Annotated in this window: 17 protein-coding genes; 2 read left to right on the top strand and 15 right to left on the bottom strand. The window is 71.6% G+C overall.

Annotation, left to right across the window (positions count from 1 at the left end; translation table 11 throughout):
- Positions 1–158: 158 nt before the first annotated feature.
- From pgmG to galU, 3 genes are read right to left on the bottom strand one after another with little or no spacing between them, the layout of a single operon-like run.
- On the bottom strand, positions 159–1535 hold the full coding sequence (pgmG, locus tag ACE3Q3_RS18980) for a phosphoglucomutase/phosphomannomutase PgmG (RefSeq protein ID WP_374448758.1): 1377 nt from the start codon (positions 1533–1535) through the stop codon (positions 159–161).
- On the bottom strand, positions 1532–2866 hold the full coding sequence (locus ACE3Q3_RS18975) for a UDP-glucose/GDP-mannose dehydrogenase family protein (protein WP_374448757.1): 1335 nt from the start codon (positions 2864–2866) through the stop codon (positions 1532–1534). Before ACE3Q3_RS18975 ends, pgmG begins: the two co-directional genes overlap by 4 nt.
- Positions 2867–2897: 31 nt before the next feature.
- Complete coding sequence (gene galU / locus ACE3Q3_RS18970; protein WP_374448756.1) at positions 2898–3767, bottom strand: UTP--glucose-1-phosphate uridylyltransferase GalU; 870 nt, start codon at positions 3765–3767, stop codon at positions 2898–2900.
- Between the two features lie 213 nt (positions 3768–3980).
- On the opposite strand from galU, the gene ACE3Q3_RS18965 reads away from it, so the two are divergent.
- Positions 3981–4529 carry a GNAT family N-acetyltransferase gene (locus ACE3Q3_RS18965; protein WP_374448755.1) on the top strand — a complete coding sequence of 183 codons (549 nt, stop codon included), beginning with the start codon at positions 3981–3983 and terminating at the stop codon, positions 4527–4529.
- Here the strand turns inward: ACE3Q3_RS18965 and ACE3Q3_RS18960 are convergent.
- The 3 genes from ACE3Q3_RS18960 to ACE3Q3_RS18950 are packed head-to-tail and all read right to left on the bottom strand — an operon-like array spanning position 4435 to position 6495.
- The gene (locus ACE3Q3_RS18960; protein ID WP_374448754.1) at positions 4435–5010 is read right to left on the bottom strand and encodes a DUF1003 domain-containing protein; all 576 of its coding nucleotides are present in this window, start codon (positions 5008–5010) and stop codon (positions 4435–4437) included. The two genes, ACE3Q3_RS18965 and ACE3Q3_RS18960, sit on opposite strands and share 95 nt — an antisense overlap.
- Positions 5011–5048: 38 nt before the next feature.
- Complete coding sequence (locus ACE3Q3_RS18955; RefSeq protein ID WP_374448753.1) at positions 5049–5753, bottom strand: hypothetical protein; 705 nt, start codon at positions 5751–5753, stop codon at positions 5049–5051.
- 25 nt (positions 5754–5778) lie between these two features.
- Positions 5779–6495 (bottom strand): VWA domain-containing protein, encoded by a 717-nt coding sequence (locus ACE3Q3_RS18950; RefSeq protein ID WP_374448752.1) that lies wholly within the window; start codon positions 6493–6495, stop codon positions 5779–5781.
- A gap of 72 nt (positions 6496–6567) precedes the next feature.
- Here ACE3Q3_RS18950 and ACE3Q3_RS18945 point away from each other — a divergent pair, with 72 nt between their 5' ends.
- A complete protein-coding gene (locus ACE3Q3_RS18945; RefSeq protein WP_374448751.1) occupies positions 6568–7080 on the top strand; it encodes a protein-tyrosine phosphatase family protein in 513 nt (170 codons plus the stop codon).
- On the opposite strand, the gene ACE3Q3_RS18940 is transcribed toward ACE3Q3_RS18945, so the two are convergent.
- The 9 genes from ACE3Q3_RS18940 to dapA all read right to left on the bottom strand — a co-directional run.
- The gene (locus tag ACE3Q3_RS18940; protein WP_374448750.1) at positions 7077–7928 is read right to left on the bottom strand and encodes a hypothetical protein; all 852 of its coding nucleotides are present in this window, start codon (positions 7926–7928) and stop codon (positions 7077–7079) included. The two genes, ACE3Q3_RS18945 and ACE3Q3_RS18940, sit on opposite strands and share 4 nt — an antisense overlap.
- 35 nt (positions 7929–7963) lie before the next feature.
- Complete coding sequence (locus ACE3Q3_RS18935) at positions 7964–8302, bottom strand: hypothetical protein (RefSeq protein WP_374448749.1); 339 nt, start codon at positions 8300–8302, stop codon at positions 7964–7966.
- Positions 8303–8307: 5 nt separating this feature from the next.
- Positions 8308–8955, bottom strand: coding sequence for a tetratricopeptide repeat protein (locus tag ACE3Q3_RS18930; protein WP_374448747.1), 648 nt, complete (start codon positions 8953–8955; stop codon positions 8308–8310).
- Between the two features lie 4 nt (positions 8956–8959).
- On the bottom strand, positions 8960–9739 hold the full coding sequence (locus tag ACE3Q3_RS18925; protein WP_374448746.1) for a hypothetical protein: 780 nt from the start codon (positions 9737–9739) through the stop codon (positions 8960–8962).
- A 108-nt stretch (positions 9740–9847) separates the two neighbouring features.
- On the bottom strand, positions 9848–11293 hold the full coding sequence (locus ACE3Q3_RS18920) for a hypothetical protein (protein WP_374448745.1): 1446 nt from the start codon (positions 11291–11293) through the stop codon (positions 9848–9850).
- A 147-nt stretch (positions 11294–11440) separates the two neighbouring features.
- Positions 11441–12091, bottom strand: coding sequence for a hypothetical protein (locus tag ACE3Q3_RS18915; protein ID WP_374448744.1), 651 nt, complete (start codon positions 12089–12091; stop codon positions 11441–11443).
- A 124-nt stretch (positions 12092–12215) separates the two neighbouring features.
- Positions 12216–12821, bottom strand: coding sequence for a tetratricopeptide repeat protein (locus ACE3Q3_RS18910; protein WP_374448742.1), 606 nt, complete (start codon positions 12819–12821; stop codon positions 12216–12218).
- Positions 12822–12868: 47 nt separating this feature from the next.
- Positions 12869–13345 carry an SsrA-binding protein SmpB gene (smpB, locus tag ACE3Q3_RS18905; protein WP_374448740.1) on the bottom strand — a complete coding sequence of 159 codons (477 nt, stop codon included), beginning with the start codon at positions 13343–13345 and terminating at the stop codon, positions 12869–12871.
- Positions 13346–13431: 86 nt separating this feature from the next.
- Positions 13432–14268, bottom strand: an 837-nt coding sequence (gene dapA / locus ACE3Q3_RS18900; RefSeq protein ID WP_374448739.1) for a 4-hydroxy-tetrahydrodipicolinate synthase, incomplete at its 5' end; no start/stop codon positions are given.

Genomic DNA, 14268 nt, shown 5'->3' with positions numbered 1-14268 from the left:
ACGTCCCTTATCCCGAGCGAAGTCGAGGGACGCAACGGCATCGATGACCGGGTCGTTCCGCATCCACCGGACTTGGTATTCTGCCCAGTCCGGTCGTTTCGCCGAGACGCGGTCCGCGTGGCCGATCCGAACGAACGCGCGAATCTGCGGGCCCGCCGTCAGCCGAGGTCGGGGGGCACGATCCCGGCGGCGCGGAGGGCGTCGGCCAGCGCCGCCTTGAGCCGCGACAGCCCGGCCTCGCCACTCGACTCCGCACGCGCGACCAGCACGTCCTGGGTGTTGGAGGCACGCAGCAGCCACCAGCCGTCGGCGGTCGTCACCCGCACGCCGTCGACGTCGGAATAGGTGGCGCCCGCCGCCTTCAGCCGCTCGACGACGGCCGCCATCACCGGCCGCTTCGCCTCCTCCGAACAGGGGAAGCGCAGTTCGGGCGTGTTGACGGTGGCCGCCATCCGGTCGCGCATGGCGGCGAGCGGCTCGTCGCCGCCGGCGACGACGTTGAGCAGGCGCACCGCGGCATAGAGCGCGTCGTCGAAGCCGTAGTAGCGGTCGGCGAAGAAGACGTGGCCGCTCATCTCGCCGGCGAGCGGGGCCTTGGTCTCGGCCATCTTGTTCTTGATGTGCGAGTGGCCCGTCTTCCACATCAGCGGCCGGCCGCCGAGCGCCGCGATGCGGTCGAAGAGGGTCTGGCTCGCCTTGACGTCGCTGATGACGACCGCGCCCGGCCGCTCCTTCAGCACCGCCTCGGCCCAGATCTGCATCAACTGGTCGCCCCACAGGATGCGGCCCTGGCCGTCGACGACACCGATGCGGTCGCCGTCGCCGTCGAAGGCGATGCCGAGGTCGCAGCCGCCGTCGGCGACGGCCTGCTGCAGATCGACCAGGTTCTTCGGCACCGTCGGGTCGGGATGGTGGTTGGGGAAGGTGCCGTCGATCTCGGCGAAGAGCACGCGATGCTCGCCCGGCAGCCGCGCCGCCAGGCGCCGCGTCGCCTCGCCGGCGGCGCCGTTGCCGGCGTCCCAGGCGACCTTGAGCGGCCGGCCGCCGGTGAATTCCTGCGCCAGCCGGTCGACGTAGCGGTCGAGCATGTCGACCGTGGAGGCGGTGCCGCGGCCGCTGGCGAAGCGCCCCTCCGCCGCCAGCTGCCCGAGGGCCTGGATGTCGCCGGCGAAGAACGGCTTCTTGCGCAGCATCATCTTGAAGCCGTTGTAGTCGGGCGGGTTGTGCGAGCCCGTGATCATGATGCCGCCGGTCACGTCGAGCGCGTAGCAGGCATAGTAGAGCATCGGGGTCGGCCCGAGACCGACCGAGACGACGTCGCGGCCGGCGGCGGTCAGCCCCTCGACCAGGGCCGCCTCGAGGCCGGGCGAGGACAGGCGCCCGTCATAGCCGACCGCGATCGTGCCGGCGCCGGCGATGGTCCCGAAGGCGCGGCCGATCGCCCGCGCGTCGGCCTCGGAGAGGGTCTTCCCGATGACGCCGCGGATGTCGTACTCGCGCAGGATGGTCGGATCGAACCGGTGGGCGTCGCTCATCGCGTGGGCTCCTTGGCGGGGGCCAGCGGCGGCCGCCCGATCGAACTGTAGTAGAGGCCGGCGGCGGCCATCAGCTTCGGGTCGTAGACGTTGCGCAGGTCGACCACCACCGGCTCCTTCAGGGTGCGGCGCATCCGCTCCGGGTCGAGGGCGCGGAACTCGTTCCATTCGGTGATGACGACGACGGCATCCGCCCCTTCCATCGCGGCGTAGGCACCGTCGGCGAAGCCGATGCCGGGCAGCAGCCTGCGCGCCTCCGCCATGCCCTCGGGGTCATAGGCACGGATGCTGGCGCCTGCCTGGAGCAGGGCCGGCAGGATGTCGAGCGCCGGGCTGTCGCGCATGTCGTCGGTATTGGCCTTGAAGGTCAGGCCCAGCACCGCGATCGTCCGGCCCGCGACCGAGCCGCCGCAGGCGGCGACGACGCGGTCGGCCATCGCCCGCTTGCGCTGCTGGTTGACATCGACCACGGTCTCGACGATGCGCAGCGGCGCACCGTAGTCGCGCGCCGTCTTGACCACCGCCAGCGTGTCCTTGGGGAAACACGAGCCGCCATAGCCCGGGCCGGGGTGGAGGAACTTGCGCCCGATGCGCCCGTCGAGGCCGATGCCGCGGGCGACGTCGTGGACGTCGGCGCCGACCTTCTCGCAGAGATCGGCCATCTCGTTGATGAAGGTGATCTTCACCGCGAGGAAGCTGTTGCCGGCATACTTGATGAGTTCGGCCGTCTCCCGCCGGGTCATCACGATCGGCGTCTCGATCAGGTAGAGCGGCCGGTAGAGCTGGCGCATGACCGCCTCGGCACGCTCGGACTCCGTACCGATGACGACGCGGTCGGGCCGCATGAAGTCGTTGATCGCCGCCCCCTCGCGCAGGAACTCGGGGTTGGAGACGACGTCGAACTCGGCGTCGGGGCGGGCCCTGCGGATGATCGCCTCGACCTCGCGGCCGGTGCCGACCGGCACCGTCGACTTGGTGACGACGACCGTGTAGCCGTCGAGGGCGGCCGCGATCTCCTCGGCCGCGGCATAGACGAAGGAGAGGTCGGCATGGCCGTCGCCGCGCCGGCTCGGCGTGCCGACGCAGATGAAGACGGCGTCGGCGCCGGCGACCGCCGCCCCGAGGTCGGTGGTGAAGGAGAGGCGCCCCGCCTTCACGTTGTTGGCGACGAGTTCGTCGAGCCCAGGCTCGAAGATCGGCATCTCGCCCGCCTGGACCTTCGCGATCTTGGCGGCGTCCTTGTCGACGCAGACGACGTCGGTGCCGAACTCGGAGAAGCACGCGCCGGAGACGAGGCCGACATAGCCCGTCCCGATCATGGCGATGCGCATCGGGTTTCTTCCTGTCTGTGGAGACGGCGGGTCAGCGGTAGCGGGGCAGGAACTCGCGCACCGCGCCGGCCATGTCCGCGCGCTCCAGGGCGAAGGCGATGTTGGCCTCGAGGAAGCCCGCCTTGTCGCCGCAGTCGAAGCGGCGCCCCGCGAACCGCAGGCCGTGGAACGGAACCTCGCCGATCATGTGCGCCATGGCGTCGGTCAGCTGGATCTCGTTGCCGGCGCCGCGTTCCATCCGGCTCAGATGGTCGAACACCTCGGGCTCCAGGATGTAGCGGCCGATGACGGCCAGCCGCGACGGCGCGGCCTCGGGCTTCGGCTTCTCGACCAGCCCCTCGACCTCGACCAGCACGCCGTCGTCGGCGCCGGGCGAGACGATGCCGTAGCGGCTGGTGTGCTCCTGGGCCACCTCCATCACCGCCAGCATGTTGCCGCCGACCTTCTCGTGCGCGTCGACCATCTGGGCGAGACAGCCGCGCTTCGCCAGGATCAGGTCGTCGGCGAGCAGCACCGCGAAGGGCTCGTCGCCGACCACCTCGCGCGCGCACCAGACGGCGTGGCCGAGCCCGAGCGGGCGCTGCTGGCGCGTGTAGATCATCTCGCCCGCGGTCGGCACCACCGTCGCCAGTTCCGCCAGCGCCGCGTCCCGGCCGCGCTCGCGCAGCGTCTGGTTCAGCTCGAAGCTCTCGTCGAAATGGTCCTCGAGCGCCGACTTGCCGCGCCCCGTCACCATGACGAGGCGCTCGATCCCGGCCTCCCGCGCCTCCTCGACGGCGTACTGGATGAGCGGCTTGTCGACCACCGTCAGCATCTCCTTGGGCATCGACTTGGTGGCCGGCAGGAACCGGGTGCCGAGGCCAGCGACGGGGAACACGGCGGTGCGGACGCGTCGGGACATGGAATGCTCTCGGAACGTAGTCGGGATCGGGTGAGTCGGGACCGGGTGCACTGCGGCAGGAACCTATAGGCGGGGCCTATGGGCCGCCACCAGAACGATTCCGCACCATCTCGTGTTCCATCGCGGCGCAAATTGACGCCGATCGGACCGGCCGGCGAAAGTGCCGCGGCTTCGCCCGCGCACCCGCGCCCGCATCGCAGCAGGATTTCGCCGATGACCGACACCGCGCCGATCACCTTCCGCCCGGCCCGTGCCGGCGACGGCCAGGCGACCTTCGACGTCACCTGGCGGTCGGTCGCCGGGCTGGCGACCGGGCACTATTCGCCGGACCAGATCGCCGGCTGGATGGGCCGGCGCACGCCCGAGTTCTATGAGGGGCTGATCGCGGAGGGGCGCATGGTGGTGGCGGAGCGCGACGGGACGGTGGTGGCCTTCGTCGATGCGGAACCGGGCGAGGTCACCCGCCTCTTCGTCCTGCCGGGCGAGGCTGGCGGCGGGCTGGGGCGACGCCTGCTGGCGATCGGCATCGAAACCGCGCGGCGCGGCCATGACGGGCCGGTGCGGCTGGAGGCCACGATCAACGCGGCCGACTTCTACCGCCGGCACGGCTTCCGCGAGGTCGGCCGCGGCCATTTCTCGCATGGGCTGGGCGGCGATCCGATCGAGATCATCCACATGGAGCTGGCGGCTCCGGCCGGCGCTCCGCCAGCAGCAGGCCGAGGAGGCGGATCTGTTCCTCCTGGCGCGCCAGCATCCGGGTGAGCTGCTCCTGGCGCAGCCCGTCCAGCTTCTCGTGCAGGCCCATGATCTCGAGCTCGGCCTTGAGGTTGACCTCGTAGTCGTGGGCCGCCGCCTCGCGGTCCTTCATGGCCTGCCGGTTCTGCGACATCATGATGATCGGCGCCTGCAGCGCCGCCAGCATCGACAGGACGAGATTGAGGAAGATGTAGGGATAGGGGTCGAACGGGGCCGACGCCGCCCACGGCAGCAGCACCGAGTTCAGTCCCGTCCACAACAGCAGAACCCCGGCGAAGGCGAGGATGAAGGTCCAGGACCCGCCGAAGCGCGCGACCCGGTCGGCGAGACGCTCGCCGAACGCCGGCCGGTCGGTGCGCAGGCTGAGATCGCGGCTGACGATCGAGCGCCGGGCGATCCGGTGCAGGACCCGGCGCTCGCGTTCCGGAAGCTCGTCGACGCCCGCCCTCAGCAACCGTTCCGCCAGATGGCGCACCGCCTCGTCCATCGCCCTCTCCGCTCGCCCGTTCGCCACGCGCCACCCCGTCACGCACCCTTGCCCAGGAGCCGGTCCTTGGCCTCGTTGAGCTTGGCCGCGACCCAGGTCGAGCCGCCGCGGTCGGGGTGGTTCGCCATCATAAGCCGGCGATGGGCGCCGCGGACCTCCTCCTCGCCGGCCCCGGCCTCCAGGCCGAGGATCGCCAGCGCCTCGGCCTCGGTCATCGGACCGCCGCCGGTCGCCCCGCCCGCCGCACCCCCGGCGCGATCGCGCCAGTCCTCGCCATGGGCGCGGTCGAGCCAGCCTTCGATGACGCGGGCCGAATCGGCATCCGCCGCCGCCTCCCGCCACAGTGCCAGCGCCTCGGCGAAGGAGAGCGATTCGAGGGTCCGTCCGGCGAAGGCGCCGGCGCGCACGAGCCCGGTCACGGCACCGGAGTCGTGATCGAGCGTCATTTCGACGAACGGCGTCTCGACCGTGCTCGACTGGCCGCGCGGCGGCCCGGCCGCCGCCCGCACCCGCCGTCCGAGCTGACGCCAGCGGACGAAGAAGGGCAGCAGCAGCGAGCCCAGCATCATCGCCGTCCCGACCCGTCCGGAGACGACGAGGAGGACGGCGGCGGCCGCCAGCAGCACGGCACCCGCGATCCGGACCCAGCGCGCGAGCACCGCGGGATCGGCCGCCGCCAGCGACCGGAGCAGCAGCAGCAGCCCGACCAGCCCGAGCGCTCCCAGCGCGAACCAGGCGATCATCGCGTCGGCTCGACCGGCGGCCGCCTCATCGGCCCGCGAAGCGGTGGGTCAGCATCAGCGCCGCGCCGCCGCGCCGGCGGCCGAAATCCTCGAGCGCCCGGCGGCCGCCCGCCGCATAGGCGGCGACCGCCGCCAGCAGGTCGCGAAGCTGGTCGGCCGAGCCGGCGTCGAACGGGCAGCAGGCGCCGCGCGTCAGCCGCGCCACCTCCTCGAAGGCGCGCCGCGCCACCGGGTCGTGCCCCTCGTGGAACAGAAAGACCGGCAGTCCCAGCACCCCCAGCTCGCCGGCGGCGTGGCAGAGACGGTCGATCTCCTCCTCCATGCAGTCGCCGACGAAGACGAGCGCCGCCACCCGCTCGCGCCGGGTCTCGGCGGCGGCGTGGCGGAGCACGCGCACGATCTGGGTCTGGCCGCCTTGGCAGGCGACCCCGCTCATCCGCGCCAGCAGGTCGCGGGCCTCGGTGACCCAGGGTTCGGCGCGGAACTCGTCGAAGCCGCGATACCAGCAGAGCTGGACCGCAAGGCGGCCGACGGCCTCCGCGGCCAGGAACATCTCGCCCTGGATGCGGCAGGCCCGGTCCCAGGTCGGTTCGCGGCTCGCCGTCGCGTCCATGGCGAAGACGAGCCGGCCGCCGGCCGCGGCCGGCGCCGCCTTCATGCGGCCGATGAAGGCATCCACGTCGGCGCGGCTCGAGCGCTGCGGCAGGCCGCCCGCGCCGGATTTCCCCTGATCCTTCGCCATGCCCTAGTATATGGGACGGACGGGCCCGGGGTTGAGCCCGGATCGACGAACCGTGACGTTCCAGAGGCTCCCATGGCGCTCGCGCCCTACAGCATCACCGCCCTCGCCCTGCCGGAACGGCCCGGCATCATCGGCCTCGCGCCCGTCCCCGGGCGGGTCGACCTCGACGCCGACGTCGCGGCGATCCGGGCCTGGGGGGCGGTGTCGGTGGTCACGCTGCAGCCCCAGGAGGAGCTGGACTGGCTCGGCATCGGCCATCTCGGCCGCGCCATCGCCGCCGCCGGCCTGGAGTGGCACCACCTGCCGATCCTCGATCTGCGGGCACCCGACGCGCAGTTCGAGCAGGCCTGGGTCGAGCGGGCGCCGGTCGTGCTCGACCGGCTCGACCGCGGCGAGCGGGTGATGGTGCATTGCCGCGGCGGGTTCGGGCGCACCGGCACGGTCGCCGCCCGCCTGCTGGTCGCGCGCGGACTGGCGCCCGCGGCCGCGGTGGCGCTGGTGCGCCACACGCGGCCGGGTTCGATCGAGACCGACGAGCAGGAGCAGTACGTGCTGGCGCTCGCCGCCCGGGCCTCGGCGGACTAGCGCCGGATGACCGAGCCGCCGGTCGCCGGCTGCTCCGGCGGCGGTGCGCGGGTCGGCAGGTTGAGGTCGACCGGATCGTAGGCGCGGCCCGGCGCCTGACCCGGCTGTCCGAAGGACGAGCGCAGGTCGTCGCGCTGGGCCCCCTGCCCCGTCACCTCGATGACGTTGGGGCCGGTGTACTTGATGCGCTGGCCGAAGATGTCCTTCGCGTAGCGCACGTCGAGGGTCATCTTGACGAAGGCATTGCCGTCCTCGGTCCAGCCGTAGTCCTTGACCTCCGCGCCCCAGATGGCCGCCATCAGCGAGGTCCGCACCTCGTCGCTGACCAGCACCAGGTTCTCGGTGCGGCTGCGGCTCTGGACCTCCTGCCCGACGATGATGCGGGCCAGCTGGTCATAGGCGTCGATCTCGGCCGCGCGCAGCGCCTGCAGGAAGGGGCGCGAGGATTCGGTGTTGGTGCCGAGCCCGATGCGGCGGACGGTGACGTTGTTGTACGAGACCGGCTTGCCGATGACGTTGCGCACGTCGCCCAGCGTGATCGTCGCCTCGGAGATCGCGATGTCGCGGGCGGCATCGTATTTCGGCCGGGCGTGCTTCACCCCCTTCACCGCCGCCTGGATCTTGGTGTCGACCGAGGTCTCGCCGGAGCGGTCGGAGAAGAACACCTCCTGGCTGCGGATCTTGAGGCCGACGATCGATTCCGTGATCCCGCGGGTGGCCATCGCCTGGGCCATGCGGATGCTCATGAGTTCCTTGTTCCCCTGGGCCTGGGCCGGGGGCGCCGCGACCGCGACCGCCAGCGCGACGGCGCCGGCGAGGGTCCACGCGGACTTCCGCACTGACTGCATCCTGGTTCTCCCGTTCATGAGACTGGCCGGACCGTTCACCGGACGCGCGGCGCCGGCACCGGAACCGGACCGCGGTCCACTCCGTCGTCACCGAGCCCGAGCCGGCGCAGCACCTCGCCGCGCTCGCTCCGGACGCGATCGTCCACCACCACCAGTTCGTCGACCCGGAACTCGCGGTCGGGCCCGGTGCCGGGCCCGACGCGCACCGAGAGGATGACCTGGCTCCCCTCCGGAGCGAGCCGCAGCCGCTCCAGGATCTTCTCGTTCAGCGAGAAGGCCGCGCGGCGACGCTCTTCCATCAGGGCCTCGTTGCTGCCCGCCTGCGCGGGCAGCACGATCGCGGCGCCGAGAAGGGCGGCGACGGCGGCCTTCATCGCCGTCACCACTGGCCGGGCCTGAGGACGGCACCGCCGCCCGTCATCCGGTCCTGGACCCTGGGCCGCGGCGCCGGCGCCGGCATCCGCGGGCAGATCTCGCGCTGCGCCCGCTGCATGCCCTCGTGGGAGGGGGCGTAGCTGGCGTCCAGCCGCAGCGACTGCTGGTAGCTGCCGAGTGCCGGCTGGCACTGGCCCTGGACGCGGAAGATCTCCGCCACCAGGAAGAAGGTCTCGGCGGTGCCGAGGCCCATCTGCGACACCCGGTCGAGCTGGTTCTGCGCCTGCGGGTAGCGGCCGTCCTGCATGTAGAAGCGGGCGAGCGCGTGGCGCCGCGGGACGTCGTTCGGCACCCGGTCGAGGTAGGCGAGCCAGGCGGCCTCGGCGCCCGCCCGGTTGCCCATGCCGAGCTCGGCGTCGCCGAGGCAGGCGAAGGCCTGGGGCGAGGCCGCGACCTCGCCGGCCGCCTGGCGGCACCAGGCCGCGGCCCGCGCATAGTCGCCCATGCGGAGCGCGGTCATCCCCTGCTCCAGCGCCGACGGCGCCTGGACGATGATGGGCGGGGCCGCGGCTTCCTGCTGGCAGGCGGAGACGAGGAGGCCCGCGGCCAGCGCGCCGGCGACGCCGGCAGCCCGGAAGATGGTCGAACGCATCGGTTCACACTCCCTTGTAGCGGGCGTCGATCTCCTGGACCGACTGCTGCACGAGACGCTGGACGAGCTGGTCGAGGGTCTGCCCGCCGGCCGTCGACTGGCTGACGCCGAGGAAGGAGGTGCCCTGGGCGCCCTGCTGCATGGTCTGCTCGAAATAGCCGGTCGCGACCTGCTCGGTCGTGCTGGCGTCGATGATCCGGTAGCGCAGTCCGACGATCCACACCTGGGCCGCCTCGCCCGCCTGGGCCGAGCCGACGACGGTGCCGGCGGCGTACCCGCCGCGGCCGCCGATCGCCGCCCCCAGCAGGTTGCCCATGGCGCGGCCGTCGAAGCCCTGGCTCGCCTGCGCCACCGGCTCGGCGCGCAGGACGTCGAACTTCAGGACGTACTTGGTGGTCCTGAACTTGCCGAGCTGGAACAGCCGGCGCGCGGCGTTCGGATCGCCGAGGTTGTAGGCGATCTCGACCTCCTGCATCACCGGGCCGAGGTCGCGGCGCTCCAGCACCGGGAAGTTGGCGCGGCCGAGCTCGAGCTCGGCATAGTCGGCGATGTTGTTCGGCCCGAAGCGCTGGGTGAAGCTCGCATGGCTGCTGCGGACGTCGCCCGGCAGCACCAGGACCGCGACGCCGCGCACGTTCTGGTTCACGTAGCCGACCGGCTGGTACATCTGCTGCGCCGCCGCCTGCTGGGCGACCGCGGCCGAGCTGCCGCCGCCGGTCGTCTGCTGGCATCCCGCGACGGCCACGGCCGCCAGGGCCAGGACCGAAACTCCGACTTTCCTCATCGCTGCGCTCTCCACTTTGGGATTGTTGGGACCCGCCCGAACCCTCGGTCGCGCCAGGCGATCCGGCGGTTCAGGAGTTTCGCCCGCCCGACCTCGATATTTTCCGCCTCAGAAGTTCCGGATGGCGCGCACGGCGTCGCTGGGGGGTGCGGCGGGCTTGCCGGCGGCGGCGGCGGCGCCCTCGGGGTTGATCTTCTTCACCGCCTCGATCGCCGCCTCGGTCTGCGCGATGGCGCGGATGCGGTCGGGCGCGGCGGTGGCGAGCGACGCCGGCGGCAGCTTGTTCAGCCGGTCGACGAGGTCGCTGTCGTCCTGGGCGCTGTAGTTCACCCGGACGAGATCGCCGCGCGCCGAGACCAGCCGGAACGAGCGGTCGCCGAGCTTGGCGTTGAGCGGCCGGATCATGGTGTCGTTGACGATGCGGGCGAAGGCGTTGCGGCCGCCGGTGAAATCGACCTCGAAGAGCGACATGCCGGAGGCGTCGAAGTTGCGGAAATCGACGTTGAGCACCGGCCGGAGCCCCATCAGCTCCTTGCGCATCAGTTCGCCCGCGTCGTAGTCGGGCAGGCCCATGACCTGGAGCTGGAAGATGCGCGACGGCTGCGACAGGTGCCGCTCGAAGAGGTCGCGGCTGAATTCCTGGCCGATGAGCTGGCCGATGTCGCGGGTCGCCACGTCCTCGTCGTTCCAGCTCCGGCCGGTCGGCACCTTGTTGTTGAAGTAGATCTCCTGCCCGGTCGCGTTGTCGACGCAGGCGACCGTCCACGAGGTCAGGACGTACTTGGTGACGGTGATGCCCGAGGCCGGCAGCCGCGCCGACAGGCTCTTGAACTTGGCCTCGCCGAGGATCGAGAAATCGGCGGCGCGCTGCTGCGAGACCGACAGCGTGACGTCGGCCTGGCCCTCGAGCTGGCTGCGCGCCATCAGTTCGATCCGCAGCCTGTCGGCCTGCTCCTCCGACCAGACGCGGTAGCCGAAGGACTGGATGCGCTCCTTCAGGATGTTCTCGGCGATCTGCGAGCGGCGCGGCGCGACGTTGGAGGCGCGGTCGGCGTCGGCGGCGAAGATGGCGACCGAGATGCGCGGGTCGCCGCGCTCGCGGATCAGCGCCACCCGCTGGTCGCGCGACATCTGCTTCAGCGCCTCCTCGACGCCGGCGACGTAGACCTCGGCCTTCAGCAGCATGTGCATGAAGCCGTCCTCGCCGAGCCAGGGCTCGCTCTCCTTGATCACCTGCTTGATGAGACCGTCCGTGCGCGTCAGCACGCGGTCGCTGATCATCGTGTAGTTCTGGACCAGCGTCTGGCTGTCGACATAGACGCCGACCGCCTTCTCGACCGCCTGCCGGCGGGCGTCGCGGCGCAGGTCGTCGAGGAGGATGCCCTTGTCGCGCGCGTATTGCGGCGCCTTGGGATCGGCCAGCCCCTCGGCGGAGACGACGATGGTCTGGCCGGTCGTCTGCTGGGCGGCCGCCGGGCGGACGGCCGCCGGCAGCAGCGCCGCCGGAACCGCAAGGCAGAGCATGGACAGGACGGCTAGGGCGGTGCGGCGCATCCTCGGTTCTCCCCTCCGGCGTGGCGTCGCGCCGGCCCGGCCTGCGGGCGGCGCGTGGCTATGTCGCTCGCGCTTCGTCCGGGGTTCGATCCCCGGCGGAAATTGTCGTCGCGACCCGTCCCCGGCCCCCCGCGCCGGCCCAGGCGGTCAGCGGCCGCGGGCGCAGACGCTGGCGTAGAGGTCGGCGACGGTGCCGTCGATCTGCTCGCGGACGATGTCCCGCACGACCGGCAGCGGGTCGGCGCCGGTGAAGGACGCGGAGGACATGTCCGCCTGGCCGAGGATCCCCCCCGAGGATGCCGAGAGCGCGAAGGCGACATTCACGCTGACCTGCTTCACCCGGATCATCGGGTTCATTATCGCCCGGCTCTCGATGGTGGCGCGCAGCACGTAGGCCGCGCCGAGGCGCTGGAAGGCGGTGAGCGCGGCGTCGGCCTCGTTGTTGAGGAAGCGGCGCATCTCCTCCTGCGCCACCTGCCGGTTGATCTCTTCCTGGGTGTAGACGGTCATGCCGGCGCGGCGCAGGGCGTCGGCGACCAGCGGAAAGACGCCGGCATAGCGCTTCTGCTGGATCAGCCGGCCGCCATCCTCGCGGATCTCGGTGAAGACGATGGCGATCTTGCGCCCGGCGAGGCGCCGTCGGCAGGCGGGGTCGATCAGCGCCGCGGCCGGCACCGGCGGGGGTGCTGCCTGCGGACGGTTGCCGCGCTCGGACAGGTCGAGCCCCTGGGCCGCGGCCGGCGCCGCGGCGCCGACGGCGGCCAGCATGACAAGGACGGGCAGAAGGGCGAGGCGCATCGCAGGCTCGGCACCAGCTTCGAAAGGATTAAAGCACTATCGCGCAGCAACTCCTACGATCAATTGACGGAGGTCAATCGACGGGATCGCCGGCGTTGTGCGGGGAGGCCCGGCCCGGAAGGGACTATTGCGCCGGCTTGGCGGGCGCCGGCGGCGCGACGCGCCGCACCGGTGCCGGCCGCGGGCAGATCTCGCGCCGGGCCCGGTCCTGCATCTCGTGGGCGGGGGCGTAGTTGGGGTCGATCCGCAACGACTGGCGGTAGTTGCCGAGCGCGGCGTTGCAGTTGCCCTGGAGGCGGAAGATCTCGGCCACCAGGAAGAAGGTCTCGGCGGTGGCGAGCCCCAGCTGCGACACCCGGTCGAGCTGCACCTGCGCCTGGGTGAAGCGCCCGTCCTCGATGTAGAACTTGGCGAGCCCATGCCGGCGCGGCACGTCGTTCGGCACCCGCTCGACATAGGCCTGCCAGGCGATCTCCGCCTGTGGCCGCCGGCCGAGGCCGCGCTCGGCGTCGCCGAGACAGGCGAAGGCGACGGGCGGCGGGTTGGGGTCTTCGGACGCCTTGCGGCAGTCGGCGGCGGCCCGCGTGTAGTCGCCGAGACGCAGCGCCGCCTGACCGGATTCGAGCGGCGACACCACCGGCGTCAGCACCGGCGGCGGCGTGTCGTCGGTTTCGCACGCCACGACCGTCACCGACATCGCCGCCAGGACGGCTGCTCGCAACCTCGTCATCGCTCCCCCTCTCCCACGTCCGCCCCCCTTGGCCGGGAAGCCCCCTCCTACAGCGTCTTCGCGCGCATCAGCCGCGCCTTGTCGCGGCTCCACTCCCGTTCCTTGATGGCGTGGCGCTTGTCGGCCATCTTCTTGCCGCGGGCGAGCCCGATCTGCACCTTGGCGATGCCGCGGTCGTTGAAATAGAACGCCATCGGCACCAGCGTCACCCCTTCGCGCTTCACCTGGCCGAGGAGCTTGTGCAGTTCCTTGCGGTGGACCAGCAGCTTGCGCGGCCGCCGCGGCTCGTGGTTGAAGCGGTTGGCGCCGGAATATTCCGGGATGTAGGCGTTGAAGAGATAGAGCTCGCCGCCCTGCTCGCCGGCATGGGCCTCGGCGATGCTGGCCTGCCCCTTGCGCAGGGACTTGACCTCGCTGCCGTAGAGCACCAGTCCCGCTTCCAGGGTCTCGTCGATGTGATAGTCGAAGCGCGCCCGGCGGTTCTGCGCGACCTGCCGCGGCTGGGCCTCCTTGTTCGCTGCCATGCTCTCGCCTGTCCGCCCCGCCGTGCCGGCGCCCTTCGCGGGCGACCGCCGGCGGCAGCGTCCGTCGTCAGTTCAGAAGGCCGGCCTCAGTTCAGGAGGCCGGCGTTGGTCATCGCCGTCTTCACCTTGCCGCGCGTCGCCTCCATGGTCGGGGCGAGCGGCAGGCGGCAGTCCGGCAGGCTCTTGCCGATCAGGCTGGCGGCATACTTCACCGGACCGGGGCTGGTCTCGACGAAGAGCGCCTCGTGCAGCGGCATCAGGCGGCGGTTGATCGTCATCGCCGTCTGCAGGTCGCCCTTCTGCCAGGCGACGTGCATTTCCGACAGCATCCGCGGGGCGACGTTGGCGGTCACCGAGATGCAGCCCTGCCCGCCCTGGGCGAGGTAGGGCAGCGCCATGCCGTCGTCGCCCGAGAGCTGGATCCAGGCGTCGCCGATGGCGATGCGCTCGAGCAGCGGCCGCTGGATGTCGCCGGTCGCGCACTTGACGCCGACGATGTTGGGCAGCTTGGCCAGACGCGCCATCGTCTCGACGGTCATGTTGACGACGCTGCGGCCGGGGATGTTGTAGATGTAGATCGGCAGGTCGACGGCGTCGTGGATCGCCTTGTAGTGCAGGAAGAGCCCTTCCTGCGTCGGCTTGTTGTAGTAGGGCGTGACGATGAGGGCGGCGTCGGCGCCGGCCTTCTTCGCGTGCTTCGTCAGCCGGATCGCCTCCTCGGTGGAGTTCGACCCGGTGCCGGCCATCACCGGCACCTTGGTCGGCTTGGCGACCTCGATGCAGAGCTCGATGACGCGGTCGTGCTCGGCGTGGCTCAGCGTCGGGGATTCGCCCGTGGTGCCGCAGGGCACCAGCCCGTGCGTGCCCTCGGCGATCTGCCAGGCCACGAAATCCTGGAACGCTTTCTCGTCCACCTTGCCGTC

The organism is Allostella sp., assembly GCF_041913585.1.
Taxonomy (GTDB): Bacteria; Pseudomonadota; Alphaproteobacteria; order ATCC43930; family Allostellaceae; genus Allostella.
This window is presented reverse-complemented; position numbering and strand designations above follow the sequence as displayed.

Bases quoted from the DNA above. Each gene is read 5' to 3' on its own strand.
- pgmG (WP_374448758.1), bottom strand. From the start codon at position 1,535: ATGAGCGACGCCCACCGGTTCGATCCGACCATCCTGCGCGAGTACGAC.
- ACE3Q3_RS18975 (WP_374448757.1), bottom strand. From the start codon at position 2,866: ATGCGCATCGCCATGATCGGGACGGGCTATGTCGGCCTCGTCTCCGGC.
- galU (WP_374448756.1), bottom strand. From the start codon at position 3,767: ATGTCCCGACGCGTCCGCACCGCCGTGTTCCCCGTCGCTGGCCTCGGC.
- ACE3Q3_RS18965 (WP_374448755.1), top strand. From the start codon at position 3,981: ATGACCGACACCGCGCCGATCACCTTCCGCCCGGCCCGTGCCGGCGAC.
- ACE3Q3_RS18960 (WP_374448754.1), bottom strand. From the start codon at position 5,010: ATGGACGAGGCGGTGCGCCATCTGGCGGAACGGTTGCTGAGGGCGGGC.
- ACE3Q3_RS18955 (WP_374448753.1), bottom strand. From the start codon at position 5,753: ATGATCGCCTGGTTCGCGCTGGGAGCGCTCGGGCTGGTCGGGCTGCTG.
- ACE3Q3_RS18950 (WP_374448752.1), bottom strand. From the start codon at position 6,495: ATGGCGAAGGATCAGGGGAAATCCGGCGCGGGCGGCCTGCCGCAGCGC.
- ACE3Q3_RS18945 (WP_374448751.1), top strand. From the start codon at position 6,568: ATGGCGCTCGCGCCCTACAGCATCACCGCCCTCGCCCTGCCGGAACGG.
- ACE3Q3_RS18940 (WP_374448750.1), bottom strand. From the start codon at position 7,928: ATGCAGTCAGTGCGGAAGTCCGCGTGGACCCTCGCCGGCGCCGTCGCG.
- ACE3Q3_RS18935 (WP_374448749.1), bottom strand. From the start codon at position 8,302: ATGAAGGCCGCCGTCGCCGCCCTTCTCGGCGCCGCGATCGTGCTGCCC.
- ACE3Q3_RS18930 (WP_374448747.1), bottom strand. From the start codon at position 8,955: ATGCGTTCGACCATCTTCCGGGCTGCCGGCGTCGCCGGCGCGCTGGCC.
- ACE3Q3_RS18925 (WP_374448746.1), bottom strand. From the start codon at position 9,739: ATGAGGAAAGTCGGAGTTTCGGTCCTGGCCCTGGCGGCCGTGGCCGTC.
- ACE3Q3_RS18920 (WP_374448745.1), bottom strand. From the start codon at position 11,293: ATGCGCCGCACCGCCCTAGCCGTCCTGTCCATGCTCTGCCTTGCGGTT.
- ACE3Q3_RS18915 (WP_374448744.1), bottom strand. From the start codon at position 12,091: ATGCGCCTCGCCCTTCTGCCCGTCCTTGTCATGCTGGCCGCCGTCGGC.
- ACE3Q3_RS18910 (WP_374448742.1), bottom strand. From the start codon at position 12,821: ATGACGAGGTTGCGAGCAGCCGTCCTGGCGGCGATGTCGGTGACGGTC.
- smpB (WP_374448740.1), bottom strand. From the start codon at position 13,345: ATGGCAGCGAACAAGGAGGCCCAGCCGCGGCAGGTCGCGCAGAACCGC.